The sequence below is a fragment of the Shewanella sp. NKUCC05_KAH genome, assembly GCF_019345585.1.
GTDB lineage: Bacteria > Pseudomonadota > Gammaproteobacteria > Enterobacterales > Shewanellaceae > Shewanella > Shewanella oncorhynchi.
The window spans coordinates 63454-79689 of sequence record NZ_JAHKQZ010000002.1 but is presented as its reverse complement, the minus strand read 5'-3'; the positions used below and the strand labels follow the sequence as shown (position 1 = coordinate 79689).

The 16236-nt window shown below is 48.2% G+C and carries 14 protein-coding genes; 3 read left to right on the top strand and 11 right to left on the bottom strand.

Translation table 11 applies throughout. The annotated features are described in order from the left end of the window. Window positions 1-15 precede the first annotated feature (15 nt). The 3 genes from pheT to lpxM all read left to right on the top strand — a co-directional run bounded on the left by pheT (window position 16) and on the right by lpxM (window position 3746). Window positions 16-2403 (top strand): phenylalanine--tRNA ligase subunit beta, encoded by a 2388-nt coding sequence (pheT, locus tag KO533_RS02195; RefSeq protein WP_219252688.1) that lies wholly within the window; start codon window positions 16-18, stop codon window positions 2401-2403. A 3-nt stretch (window positions 2404-2406) separates the two neighbouring features. Continuing rightward, entirely contained in the window at window positions 2407-2703 is a 297-nt protein-coding gene (gene ihfA / locus KO533_RS02190; RefSeq protein WP_006081370.1) for an integration host factor subunit alpha, read from the top strand. A gap of 104 nt (window positions 2704-2807) precedes the next feature. Continuing rightward, complete coding sequence (gene lpxM / locus KO533_RS02185; RefSeq protein WP_219233709.1) at window positions 2808-3746, top strand: lauroyl-Kdo(2)-lipid IV(A) myristoyltransferase; 939 nt, start codon at window positions 2808-2810, stop codon at window positions 3744-3746. A gap of 156 nt (window positions 3747-3902) precedes the next feature. Here the strand turns inward: lpxM and hypA are convergent, their stop codons facing one another. From hypA to hyaA, 11 genes are all read right to left on the bottom strand, one after another. Next, on the bottom strand, window positions 3903-4256 hold the full coding sequence (hypA, locus tag KO533_RS02180) for a hydrogenase maturation nickel metallochaperone HypA (protein WP_168824038.1): 354 nt from the start codon (window positions 4254-4256) through the stop codon (window positions 3903-3905). Next, on the bottom strand, window positions 4256-5272 hold the full coding sequence (gene hypE / locus KO533_RS02175; RefSeq protein WP_113939524.1) for a hydrogenase expression/formation protein HypE: 1017 nt from the start codon (window positions 5270-5272) through the stop codon (window positions 4256-4258). Before hypE ends, hypA begins: the two co-directional genes overlap by 1 nt. Further along, on the bottom strand, window positions 5265-6404 hold the full coding sequence (gene hypD / locus KO533_RS02170) for a hydrogenase formation protein HypD (RefSeq protein WP_131525472.1): 1140 nt from the start codon (window positions 6402-6404) through the stop codon (window positions 5265-5267). Before hypD ends, hypE begins: the two co-directional genes overlap by 8 nt. Before the next feature lie 62 nt (window positions 6405-6466). Further along, entirely contained in the window at window positions 6467-6712 is a 246-nt protein-coding gene (locus tag KO533_RS02165) for a HypC/HybG/HupF family hydrogenase formation chaperone (RefSeq protein WP_028760183.1), read from the bottom strand. Beyond that, the gene (gene hypB, locus KO533_RS02160; protein WP_105252278.1) at window positions 6712-7509 is read right to left on the bottom strand and encodes a hydrogenase nickel incorporation protein HypB; all 798 of its coding nucleotides are present in this window, start codon (window positions 7507-7509) and stop codon (window positions 6712-6714) included. The genes KO533_RS02165 and hypB overlap by 1 nt, the downstream gene beginning before the upstream one ends. A 187-nt stretch (window positions 7510-7696) precedes the next feature. After that, window positions 7697-10114 (bottom strand): carbamoyltransferase HypF, encoded by a 2418-nt coding sequence (gene hypF / locus KO533_RS02155; RefSeq protein ID WP_219252686.1) that lies wholly within the window; start codon window positions 10112-10114, stop codon window positions 7697-7699. 94 nt (window positions 10115-10208) lie between these two features. Further along, window positions 10209-12125 carry a NiFe hydrogenase gene (locus KO533_RS02150; RefSeq protein ID WP_219252684.1) on the bottom strand — a complete coding sequence of 639 codons (1917 nt, stop codon included), beginning with the start codon at window positions 12123-12125 and terminating at the stop codon, window positions 10209-10211. Between the two features lie 3 nt (window positions 12126-12128). Then, window positions 12129-12686 (bottom strand): HyaD/HybD family hydrogenase maturation endopeptidase, encoded by a 558-nt coding sequence (locus tag KO533_RS02145; protein ID WP_105252281.1) that lies wholly within the window; start codon window positions 12684-12686, stop codon window positions 12129-12131. A 7-nt stretch (window positions 12687-12693) separates the two neighbouring features. After that, complete coding sequence (gene cybH, locus KO533_RS02140; RefSeq protein ID WP_028760178.1) at window positions 12694-13368, bottom strand: Ni/Fe-hydrogenase, b-type cytochrome subunit; 675 nt, start codon at window positions 13366-13368, stop codon at window positions 12694-12696. Window positions 13369-13387: 19 nt separating this feature from the next. Further along, complete coding sequence (gene hyaB, locus KO533_RS02135) at window positions 13388-15091, bottom strand: nickel-dependent hydrogenase large subunit (protein WP_028760177.1); 1704 nt, start codon at window positions 15089-15091, stop codon at window positions 13388-13390. Between the two features lie 3 nt (window positions 15092-15094). Beyond that, on the bottom strand, window positions 15095-16231 hold the full coding sequence (hyaA, locus tag KO533_RS02130; RefSeq protein WP_028760176.1) for a nickel-dependent hydrogenase small subunit: 1137 nt from the start codon (window positions 16229-16231) through the stop codon (window positions 15095-15097). Window positions 16232-16236: the final 5 nt, after the last annotated feature.

Sequence of the window (16236 nt, the reverse complement as noted above, 5' to 3'; positions counted from 1 at the left end):
CGGAGCTGTAATAGCATGAAATTTAGCGAATCTTGGCTTCGTGAATGGGTAAACCCTTCAGTCAGCCGTGAAGCATTATCCCACCAGATCACTATGGCCGGTCTCGAAGTCGATGACGTTGAAGTCGTTGCTGCCGATTTTAGCGGTGTCGTGATTGGTGAAGTGGTGGAGTGTGGTCAGCATCCCGATGCCGATAAACTGCGCGTGACCAAAATCAACGTTGGTGGTAGCGAACTTATCGATATCGTCTGCGGTGCACCAAACTGCCGTCAGGGTCTTAAAGTGGCCGTGGCTATGGTTGGCGCCGTATTACCTGGCGATTTCAAAATCAAGAAAGCCAAGCTGCGTGGCATGCCATCAGAAGGCATGTTGTGCTCTTACAGCGAGCTTGGCATTAACGTCGAAAGCGATGGCATTATCGAATTGCCATTGGACGCGCCATTAGGCACTGATATCCGCGACTATCTGCAACTTAATGATGCCGTTATCGATGTAGACTTAACGGCTAACCGTGCCGATTGCTTAGGTATGGCAGGTCTTGCCCGTGAAGTGGGCGTGTTAAACCGCCAAACAGTGGTTGAGCCACAGTGGCAAGCCGTCACGGCAACGACAGATGCACAGGTCACGATTAACGTTAACGCGCCTGCTGCGTGTCCACGTTACTTAGGCCGTGTGGTTAAAAACGTCAATGTGAAAGCGCCTACGCCATTATGGATGCAGGAAAAACTGCGCCGTAGCGGTATTCGCTCTATCGATCCTATCGTAGACATCACTAACTTTGTGTTGATTGAATTCGGTCAACCTATGCACGCTTTCGATCTTGCCAAGTTAACGGGCGATATCCAAGTGCGTTTAGGCACTGGCGAAGAGAAAATCACCCTGCTTGATGGCAGCGAAGTCACGATTCCATGCGATACCTTAGTGATCGCCGATGATGCGCGTCCATTAGCCCTTGCTGGTGTGTTTGGCGGCGAATATTCAGGCGTGAGCGACACGACCCAAGACATACTGCTTGAATGTGCGTTCTTCGCGCCGCTTGCCATTATGGGTAAGTCACGTCGTTTAGGTTTGCATACAGATTCATCACACCGCTTTGAGCGTGGTGTTGACCCTGAGATGCAACACAAGGTTATCGACCGTGCTACGCGTTTAGTTCTGGATATCTGTGGCGGTGAAGCTGGCCCTGTAGTTGAGGCTAAATCAGAGGCTGATTTACCCAAACCTGCACAAATCGTTTTACGTCGCAGCAAGTTAGATCGAATTTTAGGTCACCATGTACCTGATAGCGATGTCGTTGAAATCCTACGACGTTTAGGTTTTAGTGTGGTTGTTGGCCAAGATAGTTGGCAGGTCACTACCGCGACTTATCGTTTTGATATGGCGATTGAAGAAGATTTGATCGAAGAAGTTGCCCGTATTTACGGTTATAACAATATCCCGAATACGGCGCCTGTTGCCGCACTGCGTATGTCAGATCATAAAGAATCTGACTTAAGCCTAAAACGCGTGCGTGCCTTATTGGTCGCTCGTGGTTTCCAAGAAGCGGTAACCTACAGCTTTGTCGATCCAAAACTGCAAAATCTGGTTCACCCTGGTTTAGACGCTATGGTGTTACCAAACCCAATTTCCAGTGAAATGTCGGCCATGCGCCTGTCAATGTTCACCGGTTTATTGGCCGCCGTTGGCTACAACCAAAGTCGTCAACAGAGTCGCGTGAGACTTTTTGAAACTGGCCTGCGCTTTGTTCCTGATATCAATGCAGAATCCGGTGTAAGACAGCAAGCAATGCTCGCTTGTGTCATTACTGGGCTCCAAAATGATGAACATTGGGCTATGGAATCGAAAACTGTTGATTTTTTCGACCTTAAAGGTGATTTAGAAGCAATTATCGGCTTGACAGTTTCCGCATCAGAATTTAGCTTTAGAGGAGCGACGCATTCTGCTCTCCATCCGGGGCAATGTGCTGAAATATTGAGAAATGATCGAGTGATCGGTCATATAGGTGCAATCCATCCTAGTTTGGAGAAGCCTTTTGGACTCAATGGTAAAACCATCGTTTTTGAGTTGGAATTGGATGCTTTATTGCATACCAGTTTGCCGCTAGCCCAAGCTGTATCTAAGTTTCCAGCTAATCGTCGTGACATCGCAGTCGTAGTAGATGAGAGTGTATCTGCAGGTGATGTAATGAAATTGATAAGAAAAGTTGGCGAAAATCAGTTGGTTGGCATAAACTTGTTCGATGTATACTTAGGTAAAGGTGTTGAACCTGGCAAGAAGAGCCTGGCGATAGCACTTACATTACAAGACACTACTCGTACGCTTGAGGAAAAAGAGATTGCTGAGACCGTTGGTTCAGTCGTTTCTGCCCTTAAGTCCGAGTTCAACGCATCGTTGAGGGATTAAAGTATGGCACTTACCAAAGCCGAAATGGCAGAACATCTTTTTGAAACACTCGGAATGAACAAACGTGTCGCCAAAGAGATGGTTGAGTCGTTCTTTGAAGAGATTCGGGGCGCACTTGAAAGTGGTGAGCAGGTCAAGTTATCTGGCTTTGGCAACTTTGACCTTAGGGACAAGAATCAAAGACCGGGAAGGAACCCAAAAACAGGCGAAGATATCCCAATTTCTGCTCGTCGTGTCGTGACTTTCCGTCCCGGCCAAAAGCTGAAAACTCGTGTAGAAGCAGCAAACACGGGTAAGTAATTTCGTTTGTTTGATGGGAAAGCCACTCCTTAGAGAGTGGCTTTCCTGTTTATTTTTTCGTGCAATATCTCCATTGTTTTTATCCACTGTCTGAGGTGAATTCTTTGTCAAGACAGCCCAAACATTTTGACCGTCGTTTTAAACTCGCCTTATTACACCCTAGATACTGGGCCACTTGGTTAGTGATTGGTCTATTAGTGATTTTCGGACTCATGCCCGCATGGCTGCGTGATCCTATTGCAAGATTATTGGCAAAAATAGTGATGCCAATTGCTAAAAAGCCCATTAGCGTTGCGAGAGCCAACTTAAGGGCGTGCTTTCCTGAACAATCCGCCGCCGAGATTGAAGTGTTAATCCGTGAGAACGTGCAAAACTTCGTTTTGGTGTTGTTAGCACAGGGCGAATTGCTGGTGCGCTCAAAAGCGCATTTACGTCGTCGAGTTAATTTAATCGGCTTTGAACATGTGACTAAAGCGCAGGCTGCGGGGCAACCGATCATTTTTATCATGCCCCATGTGTGGCCAATCGATTATGCTGGTTTACGCCTTAACCTTGAGTTGCCTATGGTGACTATGGCCAAAGCCCATAAAAACGGGTTATTCAATTGGTTTAGTAATCGTGTACGCAGCAGTTGTGGTGGCCATGTGTATATGCGCGAGGCGGGCATTCGGGCGTTATTGGCTGAGCTTAAGCGCGGTAACAGTTTCTTTTATCTTCCCGATGAAGACTTAGGTCCTGAACAAAGCGTGTTTGCGCCTTTTTTAGGCACAGTGAAGGCAACGCTACCTGTTGTTGGGCGTTTAGCGCAGGCGGGTAATGCTCAAGTGCTGCCAGTAAAGATTGGCTACAACCAAGCGACACGCCAATTTGATCTCACCGTGATGGCGGCCGTTGCGCCTGAAGACATGATGGGCAAAGAAAACGAAGCGTTGGCACTGAACAAAGTGGTCGAGCAAGTTATCTTAGCTTATCCAGAGCAGTATATGTGGTTCCTGCGGTTGCTCAAGACGCGCCCAGAGGGTGAAGCTTCTATTTACGGCTGATTGTAGCGTGACTGAAATAGTGTGGTTTAAAATGGCTTTGAGCTCTGATTGCTCGAAGCCATTTTTGTGTTGAAGGGCGTTATTTATTGATAGCACTCTTTATTTATAGAGCGTTTTATCAATAGCGCTGTCGTTAACCATGCGTATCGTGGATGATTAATCCTCGTTCTGTTCCATCTCAAGTTGCATCAGTAACATATCTTCGCCATCGAGTACGCGAGTACGAAAGCTTTGACATGCAGGGCAGACGACCGTGCGCTCACTCAGTACGGATTCAGTCTGGCAGTCTTGACAAAGTATCACTAGCGGCTGAATTTGCATATTGAGTAGGGCTTCTTTGCAAATCCCATCGAGCTTAAACGTATCGAAGGCCGTTTGTAGCAGGCTAGGTTCAACCCCGCTCATGACTCCCAGTTTGATATCCACTCGGGTGATTTTATCGGCATGATTGGCCTGAGCGTGCTGTTCGCATTGCTCAATCAGGGCACTCACAATCGAATATTCGTGCATCAGCAAATCCTTGGCAGCAGTTCACCTTGGGGAAGATCGAGATAACGCTTAGTATTCCAAGGCGTTCTTAGTACGACTTTCCCCACTAAATCTTCACTCACAGTGCCGATTATCGCTGCATGCTCACAGCGCCCAAAGCGTTGCATGATCTCGAGCGCACCTAAGGCGATGTCGTTGGGAACGGCGAGAATGAAAGTGCCTTCGTTGGCAAGATCCATGGCTTCGAAACCATAGAGCTCGCACAGACCTTTGACTTCATCGCTAACGGGAATACTGGCTTCATTCACTGTGATGCCAACATTGGAGGCAATGGCCCATTCGTTAAGTACAGCCGATAAGCCACCGCGAGTCGCATCGCGCATCGCATGAATGGGAATATTGGCGGCGATCAATTGCTCGACTATGGGCCAGAGCGTCGCACAGTCACTTTGCAATGCTGATTCGAGCGTGAGTCCTTCACGTGCCATTAAAATCGCTGCACCGTGGCAACCAATATCACGGGAGACAATAATGGCATCGCCCACGGTGACATTTGCCGCGGAAATATTGGGACGCAAGATACGACCAATGCCTGAGGTATTAATAAATAAACCATCGGCGCACCCCTTGGGTACGACTTTAGTGTCGCCGCAGACTATCCGTGCACCACTGTGTTTTAATTCTTTCGCCATACTGCGGACAATCGTCGTTAAATCCTTGATAGAAAAGCCTTCTTCGATGATCACACTACAACTCAAATACTGAGGTTCTGCGCCCATCATAGCGAGATCGTTGACTGTGCCTGCGATGGCGAGCTTGCCGATATCACCGCCGGCAAAAAATAAAGGGGATACGGTGAAAGAGTCTGTGGTAAAGGCGTTGGCACCGTGCAAATCGAGTTTAGCAGCGTCTTCTTCGCTGCGAAGGATTGGGTTATCAAACTCGGCAAAAAACAGATCACGGATCAGTTTATTCATTTCTTTGCCGCCACCGCCGTGGCTGAGTTGAATGGATTTATCTTTAAGCGTATCAGCCATGATGTGGCTCCTTGATATCGATACCTTGATAGCGGTAATAGGCATTGCAGGCACCTTCGGAGCTGACCATGCAACTACCTAAGGGCGTTTCGGGATTGCAGCCGCGTCCAAAAACTTTACAGTCCTTTGGTTTAGCAAGCCCACGAAGAATATCGCCACACTGACAGGCCTTGTGATCGTCAATTTCCTTCACGGGTAGTCGGTCTTTAAAGCGCAGTTCGGCGTCCCTGTGGGCATATTCGGGTTTGAGCTGCAGCGCTGAATTGGGGATTGGGCCTAGGCCACGCCAGCGAAATTGCGGTCTGACATTGAAGAATTGATTTACTTTGGCCTGCGCCGTGAGGTTGCCGTCCTCCGATACTGCGCGGCTGTATTGGATATCGAGCTCCGCTTTACCTGCGGCTTTTTGGCGCACAATCCGTAAAATCGACTCCATCACATCGACGGGCTCAAATCCTGCGACAACCACGGGCGTGCCATAGTTTTCGACTGTGCTGCGATAGATTTTTGCGCCGCTGATCACGCTCACATGGGCTGGGCCGATAAAGGCGTTCACTCTGGCTTTTGGGTCGTGCATTACGGCATCAATTGCGGGTGGCACTAATACATGATTGATATGAAACAGTAGATTTTCGAGTTTTTCTTGTTCGGCCAGTTGTAACAAAATTGCTGTCATTGGGGTTGACGTTTCAAAGCCAATGGCGAAGAACACTACGGTTTTATCGGGATTGTCGCGGGCAATTTTGAGCGTATCTAAGGGATCGTAAATTGGGCGAATATCGCAGCCCTTGGCCCTAAAACTGGCTAAAGAGCCTTGAGAACCGGGCACGCGGATCATATCGCCCAGGGTCACAAGAATAACATTTTCTTGGGAGGCAAGCGCCGCGGCTTGGTCGATGCGCTCTTTAGGCATAATGCACACTGGGCAGCCAGGACCATGGATAAATTCAATATTATCTGGCAGTAAATCTAGCAAGCCGTATTTCATAATCGTATGAGTATGGCCACCACAGACTTCCATGATATTGATTTGTTGCTTAACCAATTTAGCGGTTAACTGAATATCCCGTGCTAAATTGGCAATCGTTTGGGGATCGCGAAAGCCTTGATAGAGGTGTTTTAGTTCAAGCATGCTTTTTCCTCGGTGCACTCGATAGGGGTGCGCCTTGCGACTTAATCCTGCACTGCTGATGGTCAGTGTATGGCTTCATTTTCAAGCTTAGTGACGATTTCTTTGTATAGATCAATGCTTTGCTGCGCATCTTCCTTATCAATTTTGTTCATCACAAAACCAATATGGATCAACACATAGTCGCCAATTTCCAGTGGCTCATTCATTAAATGACTGCTGACATCGCGGCGCACGCCTAAGGTATCGACGGTGACACTCTGGCGCTCAATATCGACCGCCACCACTTGGGAAGGTATGGACAAGCACATTATTGTGCACCTCGAATATTGTCTTTAAGCCAAGCGGCTACAGCCTGCATGGAGTCGCCATCTTTAATTGAGACTTCAATAATTTGAGTTGCTGGATTGAGTTTTTTAAGCTGCGCTCTGGCTTCGTCCATCTTGAAATCAAAATAGGGCAGTAGATCGCACTTTGTGATAAAAACTACATCGGCGCGGCGGAACATCACAGGATATTTTTCAATCTTATCATCGCCTTCTGGCACTGATAGCAGCACGATATTTTTGTGAGTGCCCACATCATAACTGGCTGGGCAGACGAGATTACCGACGTTTTCGACAAAGCAAATATCGAGTCCTTCAAGCGGCAGATGATGTAGGGCACCGTGCACCATAAAGGCGTCGAGGTGACAGGCGCTGCCCGTTTGAATTTGATAGGCCTTAATGCCTTTAGCGATGAGGCGGTCGGCATCGCGTGAGGTTTCTAAGTCGCCCTCGATCACCGCATAGTTGAGCTGCGTGTATTCTTTGAGATTTTCTAATAGGGTGGTTTTGCCACTGCCCGGGCTACTCATGATGTTGAAGGCAGTAATATTATGTGCCTCAAAGTGGGCGCGGTTATGTCCAGCTTCGACATCATTTTTATCTAAAATTTTGTGGATGACTGACAAGGTTTTTTTATCGTTTAACTGAGGATTTGTGTGTAACTCTTGATGGCTATGCTCATGAGTATGTGAATGGTCATGATTATGCTCATGGCTATGGGCATGCGCGCCTAGATGATCATGGTCGTGGCGGGTAAGGGAGCAGCCGCAGTCTTTACACATTTTACCTCTCCTTGTATCGGCAGAGTACGAGGACTTTGCCTGACAAATAATGATTGATGTACGAATCGTTAATTTGGTTGCGCTAATGTTGAGTGTGATACAAATTGCGCTACGGATCTTTGATGTTCGTCAGGTTTATGGGGATAAAAATGGCGAGTGAACATCAGGGCTTATCAAATAAGTAAGGTTATTGACTCTGATGAATGCCATACCAAAGTTGGCCTAGGGCGATGCCGCCATCATTGATGGGGATCTGTTTACTGGATAACACTTTATTTCCTTGGGCGCTGAGCTTGCTCAGGCAGTATTCCAATAGATATTTATTTTGAAATACGCCACCGCAAAGCACGGTTGGGAGGTGTTGATACTGGGCTGCATAATCACAGATAGCATCACCTAATGTGTGTAAAAAGGCGCGGGCGATGGCATAGCATCTATTGTCTGTTAGCGGTTGTGCTGTAATCAATTCAACAATTTGCTTGAACATCTCACTGCTTCGCCACTGGTCGATGTCAAGAGGTAAGTTAAGCGAAATGACTTCAAGGGCTAATGCATCGGCGCGATTGGCCGCGGCTTCTATTGCCATGCCCGCTTGGCCTTCAAACAGTGTGGTTTCGATTAAACCTAAGGCGCAGGCGAGGGCATCGAACAGTCGCCCGACAGAGGAGGTTTTTATCGCGCTGCCGTTCTGCCAGATCTTATGTAAGTTAGCCAGAGTGTTTGGGCGCATGTTGTTTAATATAGGTAATTGTAATGCGAGCACAGCATCGAGGCTCATTTGCTCGAACAATAATGCCAGTAACAACCTCACGGGTTGCTTAATGGCTTGCTCGCCGCCTAGCAGGGCTATAGGCTCAAAATGGGCCAGTCGCTGCGCTTTATCGAGCGTAGTTAATAGCACTTCACCACCCCATAAACTGCCATCTTCCCCAAGCCCAGTACCGTCAAAACTAAAGCCCAATACGGGATCTCGATATTGGTTAACTGCCATTACGCTGAGCACATGGGCATGGTGGTGTTGCACCGATAAACATTGATTTTGACGGGTATCGCTGAGTTTTACACTCGAGTTTGAGTGCATTTCAGCCCAGCGTGAAGGGGCATAATCTGGGTGTTTATCGCAAATAATAAGATTTGGCGTAAAGTGATACAACCGAGCAAAAGTGGCTAAGGTGCGCTCAAAATACTGCTCGGCGCTGACACTGAACAGGTCGCCAATATGGGGACTTAAAAACACATTATTGCCAAAGCCTAAGGCAATGGCATTTTTTTGTTGTGCGCCCACGGCCAAAATTGATTGGGTCAGCGGTATCTCTAAGGGGAAACTTAACGGTGCATAGCCGCGGGCGAGGCGCAATACTTGCACCTCTGCGGAGGAATCCAGTTGCGGCTGGATCACTTGCACCACACTGTCATCACAGCCATTAATAATCGGCCGATTATGATCGACTATCGCATCTACCACATGGCTTAAGTGACTAATAAGCTCATCACAATCAGTGATGATAGGTTCACCGGAAACATTGGCGCTGGTTGCAACTAATGGCCCTTTGAAGAGACCTAATAGCAAATGATGTAGCGGTGTGTAGGGCAGAAATACCCCGAGTTTATTCAGATTGGGGGCGACAGCTAAGCTGAGATCATGTTCGGCTCGGCTGCTCATCAGCACTATGGGCCTTTCCTGCGAACTCAGCACTCGCCACTCGGCATCCGTCCCTGTGACATAGTGCTGCGCCATGGTGATATCCGCCATCATCACCGCTAGCGGCTTGGCTTGGCGCTGTTTTCGCAGCCGGAGTGCGTTGACGGCATTGTCACTTCGGGCATCACAGATTAAGTGAAATCCACCCAATCCTTTAATTGCCAGAATCTGCCCTTGGCGTAATCTGTCAGCCGCTGCTGTCAGTACCGCAAGGTCCGTACTCAATTCAGGTGCGCTGACATTTGAGGCACTGGGAAGGATGTATTCCCCTTGCGGTGTTTTTAAACTGAGTCTGGGGCCACAGGCGGGGCAGCTCACGGGCTGGGCATGGTAGCGGCGGTCGAGTGGGTTTTGATATTCTTTGGCGCACTCGGGACACATGTCAAAATCGGCCATGGCGGTGTGGTGTCTATCATAGGGTAAAGCATTGATAATCGTGTATCGAGGGCCACAGTTAGTGCAGTTGGTAAAGGCATAGCCAAAGTGGCGGTCATCAGGATTATGTATATCGTTCATGCAGTCTTGGCAGGTACTTTTATCTGCCGATACCGCCACCAGTGCACCTATCGGTGAACTTGGGTCATCGTCCTCATGGCTGTCGCTTTTTATGATCTCAAACGTGCTTTCGCTTAATAAAATCGGCAGTGGTATTTGGCTGATATTGTCGATACGGGCGAGTGGCGGTGGAGTGGTATTGAGTACAGTGATAAAGCGAGTGAGGTTTTCATCATTACCTTGCAGCTCAATGGTCACGCCCTTGGCATTGTTGAGCACAGTGCCCGTCAGTTGAAACTCAAGGGCATAACGATAGACAAAGGGGCGAAATCCCACCCCTTGTACTATGCCAGTGACGTGCAACTGACAACGCTTTAACGTGGCTCCCTTGTGGACAAGGTATTCCAACGCGAGCCTTCGTTTTATCTGCAGGTCACTGTGCTTTTTGTGGCGACTATTATGCCTATGTGGCTTCATGCGTTGTGACTTAACTTTTGGCCTCCTAATCATGGGCATTCAGTTGGCGCTGCTTAACGTAAAGTGCCCCAACGGCTAAGTTATCGCCGTCTAAATCTAGGCTGCGATTGATCACTAAGGGAAAGTTTTTGCCTAAGCGTAAGCTGATGCGTTTGCACAGGGTTTCATTGATTAATTCATTACCCGCTAAGGCTATATTGTGCACGCCGATATTTAAATCGATATGCTCGATCCAGTTAGATAAATAGTCCGCCAGCGAGTCTTGCATCGCAAAGGCGAGCTGACTCGGATCGTCATTACCCGCAATACGAAAACTTAAGACAGTGCCTAAGGTTTTACACCAATTTAGGCTGCGGTGGGCTTCACCTTTGGTCAGCGGATAATCGATACGCGGTGCATTGGCACCGTGGTAGCGCATGGCAGCGGCCATGAGTGCATCGCTGAGCCTTGCTTGGCTTTGAGTCTCTTCTTGTGTATTAAGGCCAATTAATATGGCAGCAATCGCCCACAGGCTTTGTAAGTTGTCCCGTCTGCCGTGAAGCTTCAGGCTTAAAAGTTTTAGGTAATCTTCGGGGAACAGGCTCTTAAATTTTTGCGCTACGGCTTTTTGCGGACTGCTGTCCAGTTGATGGAAGATTTCGTAACCGTTATCGGGCAGCTCGGGCAGGGCAAAGAAGAGTTCAGTGTCGCCCTTATTATCGCAGGTGACAATTTGACTGGCGTGGGTATGGCTTAAGTAAATGACCGCGGCATTTTTTGCCTGTTTATGACTGGTAAACTTACCGTTGAGCAGCGCACTGAATAGCGCTGCGTCTGCAAGGGTGTGATTTTCTGTGTTGACTGTATTTTGATTATTATCGCTTAGCATACTAGTGCAATGAATATCACTGTCTTCACTTGACGCTACTTGAGTCAATACTGCCACACTCAGTTCGCCTTGGTGCGATCGTGAACGTTTCGCCGCTTGCCATTGGGCTTGATAGCCGTGAAAACTGACTTTTTCCCTTAAGGGTTCTGGAGCGATAAAGTGCTTGGTTTGAACCTGTGTTGAGCTTAAATCGTGACTGGCGATTTGTGCCCAAGCACCATCGACCCACGCTAGCTTTGGCCTATTATGCGGCCCTTTAATGTAAACCCAATCGACCCCTTTTTGTCGTAATACTTCCCCGAGCACTAAGATCACTCGGCTGTAGGCAAAGCAAATGTCGTACAGTGGTGCACTGAGTTTGTCGTGTTCTTGCGTGGGTCTCGCGCAGATAAGCGGCTTTTCAATACTCGAAAGCGCGAGTACCTGCGCATCGTTCAGACAAAAATGGGCATTCAGCGTATTGGGATTACAAATTAACAGTTGTGGCCGCTCGCCTAAGGGCTGAGCAAACGGTGTCAGACAAAGTTGCAGATTATCGGCGGCCGCTAATGTCAGTGGACCTTGTGTCAGCAGTCCCTGTGCCATGGCTTTAATATCTGACAAGGTTAACGCTTTTTGTGCGGACGTTAATTGTGTTTCGCCCTTGCAGCAAGGGCAAATTAAATCGAGTGTGCCAAACTTAGCCGACTGATTATCGCCAATCAACGGATAACAATGCTGGCAAAAAGGCACTATGGCAGGGCTTGATCCAGACTGTGGAAAGGGCAGTAAGGTTTTACTGCCTTGGGGCTCGTCGATGACTTTAATGCTAGAGTCAATCAACCAAGCGGAAATCAAAAAGTCCGCGGCAATGGCATCGGCCAATTGTTCTAGTTGGTTTTGCTCGCCCTGAGCTTCAATAAAATAGCTTTGGGGGCCAAAGTCATGTTGGCCAGCACTATATTGACCTGAGCTATGTTGACCATCACAGCCTATGCTGATATTTAGTTCATCATAATTTAGATATTGATTACATAAATGCGCGTACAAAGGCACCTGACGTGAGCAGGTAAAATCAAATCTGATGTTTTTCATCTTCTATATACTTTCACCAGTAGTAACGCCACGTTTATAAGAGTCAGGGATCAGCGAGTCGATACTATGCTCGGCAACACGCGTCGCAGTGAACCCAAGGGAGGCTAAGTGGGATAACAAGCTTGATTCCATTAAAGGTACCGCGGCGGCGACTTTAGGGGTCAAGCCTAGCACCATAGGTTCGAGCACGGTTGGGGTGACGCCAAGCACGAAGGTTTTAGGCCTGTCACCGACCATTTCCATCATATTGAGGGTTTGCAGCATTTCGACTTCATGGGCGCTGCCTTGCCAGTCGATTTCCTTCGGCGCTTTATCAAAATCGAAGAAATAGACTTCGCCGGCTTCTACGCCATTGGCGTTAACAGTATCGACCACGATTAAATAATCGTATTGGCAAATAATAGGGATAAGTCCCTGAGCCAAGGTGCCGCCATCGAGCAGCGTTAGCTGGTGGGACTCATGGGTAAACTGATAATTATCAGCTATATAATTGACAAAATGTACGCCGATGCCTTCATCGGCGTACAGGACATTGCCAATACCGAGTAGCAATATCTTCATTGGACTCCTAGTGGTGTGAGTCTGGCTTTGGGTAGTCATAGCCAGAGACAATCGAGTCAACTGAGTTATGTTTGAAGCGTATCCCTGACCAAACCGCCATATAGACGTGGATAACTACAAAGATAACAAATGCCCAGGTGAGGTAGTGATGCCAAATCCTAACTTGTGCCAGCCCACCCATTTGTGCCGTAATCCAAGCGGCGCTGCCCCAAAGCATGCCACCTAAACCTTGGTGATACACATTGGCATACAACACCAGACCCGTTATACATATCACAAGCGCGACCAGTGAGATTGCTACATAAGTCACAAATTGCAGCGGTCCATAGACACCGGCTTTATGTAAGTGCCCCATCCATAAGTAAGATTTCAGCTGAGTGATCCAGCTTTTTACACTCATCACATCGCGAAATGAGCGCCGCTCAATGTCGCTTCGGCTGAAAAAATACAGGTAGAAGCGCACTAAAGTGATTGCGGTTAGTACAAAACCGCAAATCAGATGAGCGAAGCGGATCCAGCCTTGTACGAGTACGTCCGTACTTTCAGGCGCCACAAGAAACGGCCAAGCAATATAGAATCCGGTGATCACTAGCACCAGAATTGACAGTGCCCTGAGCCAGTGAAAAATCCGTATTGCCGGACTAAAAATCAGTGTCCGAATGCGGGTTGCAGAATGGTTCATTTTGCGTTCCCTCCCTCGATTATTGACCATTGGGACTGACACGGAACTCGCTCAATGCTTGGCCTTTGAAATCCATTACGTGTACAGAACACGCCATGCAAGGGTCAAATGAGTGAATAATACGTATCACCTCAAGGGGCTTAGTAGGATCTTCCAGTTTCAAACCAATTAAAGAGGCTTCATAGGGACCCATTTTACCGTTGGCATCCACAGGACCTGCGTTCCAGGTCGTCGGTACCACGGCTTGATAGTTCTCAATCACTCCATTTTTAATGCGGATCCAGTGGCTTAACATGCCGCGTGGCGCCTCGATCATGGCGTGACCTACATACTCTTTATTTGGATCAATATTGGGTTTTACATAGGTAGATTCATCGGACTGGATATTCGTCAGCAGCGCATCAAAGGTTTTTAACCCTTCTTGGGCGACGATGACAGTCTGCAACATACGGGCTGCAGTGCGACCTAAAGTGGTAAATAGAGCCGCTACGGGTAGACCTGTGCGAGCGAGCAGGCCATTGACCGAATCCACGACCACCTTGTTACCGCGGGCATAACTCACCAATAGGCAGGCGAGTGGACCCACTTCGACAGGTTCACCTTGATAACGGGGAGATTTCACCCATGAGTATTTGCCATCACCATCCAGTGTTGGCAATTTGCCGTAGACAGTGTCGCGTTCAACAAAACCAGTGTAATTAGGAATCGTTGTACCGTCATAGGGATGCTGCGGTGCATCGGCGCTATACCAAGCGTGGCTGACGTCTTCGGCAATCAGATCTGGATTCACATCACTGACGCCGGCAAGGTCGCCATTCATGATCACGCCTTGATTAAACATGTATTCGCCATTGGCTAAGACAAAGTCATCGGTCGCCATGAAGTTTTTCACGTTTACGCCGCCCAACACGCTAGGTTCAGTACCAAAGGCTTCGGCTGCCATCACGATATCTGCTTGATAGGCACGCAGAATAAAGTCAGTTACTGTCGCATGTTTTTGCTTCCATTCCTGTAGGCGAGCAGGGCTGAGCATGTCGCGCACCGAAGTTACACCACCGACAACAACGGATTGTGGATGTGGTGATTTACCACCAAATATGGCTAGCATTTCTGCCGCAACACGTTGTACTTCAAGCGCTTTAAGGTAGTGAGATAGCGCGATAAGGTTTTGCTCTGGGGTAAATTTATACGTGCCGTTGCCCCAATAAGCGTTGGCAAATGGACCTAATTTTCCCGTTTCGACAAAGCCTTTAACTCTTTCTTGTACCGCTTTTAAATCACCTTCACCCGCCGCTATGGGATGGTCTGTGTATTTCAGGGCAACTTGTGCCGCTTTAGCAGGATCGGCGCTCAGTGCAGAAACCACATCAACCCAATCTAAGCCGTGTAGATGGTAAAAATGGACAATATGGTCGTGCATGTATAAAGAGGTTTGCATTAATGAACGTAAGTATCTTGCGTTCAATGGAATTTGAATTCCTAACGCATTTTCAACCGCTTCAGTACCGCAGCGGTAGTGGGAATAGGTACATACGCCACAGATACGTTGCACAATAAGGCCAACATCCATAGGCGTGCGGCCTTTGAGAATGACTTCAATACCGCGCCAAAGTGTGGAGGATGACCAAGCCTTGTTGATGACGTTATTTTCATCAACTTCGACTTCGATACGTAAGTGACCCTCGATACGTGTGATAGGGTCGATAACAACGCGCTTGCTCATGGGTTATTCCTCCAGCGGTTTGGCAAAAATACTGGCAACGGCATGGGCTCCAATGCCCACCACAGTCGCGCCTAAAATCACCGCACCAATAGTATCTGCGGTCGCATCCAATCCATGGAGGAGTTGACGGCCAAGGGGTTTTTCAAAGTCAGCCATATCGTCCCAGAAGTTAGGTTCTGAGCAACCCATACAACCGTGTCCAGCGAGTACTGGCCAGCTAGTGTGATGGTTAAAGCGCTCGGTTGGGCAGTTGTTGTAGGTGTAAGGACCTTTACAACCGACTTTATAAAGGCAGTAACCTTCTTTCGCACCGTGATCGCCAAATTCTTCAACGAATTCACCGGCATCAAAGCGGCCGCGGCGTTCACAGTTATCGTGTACCCGTGCGCCGTAAGCCCATTTAGGTCTATTAAACATATCCAGCGCAGGTAATTTTCCGAACATGATGAAGTACATCAAAGTGCCGACTATGTTCTTTTCACTCGGTGGGCAACCGCCTAAGTTAATCACGGGTTTACTGACCACTTCATGCACGCCTTTAGCCCCCGTTGGGTTTGGATAAGCGGCTTGCACCCCACCAAACGCCGCACAAGTGCCGACAGAGATAATCGCGGCGGCGCCTTCGGCAGCATGCTTGATGATTTCTAACCCTGTGTGGCCTTTACAACCCACAGTTAAGAAACTGCCGTTATTTGCAGTCGGAATCGCCCCTTCAACGGCCAGTAAATAGCGGCCCTTGTAGGTTTCGAGTGCATGTTCGAGGTTTTCTTCGGCTTGCCAACCCGCTGCAGCCATTAAGGTTTCGTGATATTCCAAGGAAATATGATCGAAAATCAGTGAGTCTAGATTGGGGGTATCGGTACGAATTAAAGATTCGGAGCAGCCAGTACATTCGGCCATATGTAACCAGATTAAGGGTACACGATCGGCTAATTCGGCAGCTTCGGCTACTAAGTTACTAAAGGGGAGGGGTAATGCGAGCATGCTCGTCACCATGGCACTCCACTTCATAAAATCACGGCGACTAATGCCGTGCTGTTGCATTTTCTCAATCAGCGATTGTTGTTGACGGGGAGCGAATTGGCGTAACGCATCTAAGCGCGCCTTTCCCTGTTCATATAGGGCTGCATGTGTGTCCATGGGTC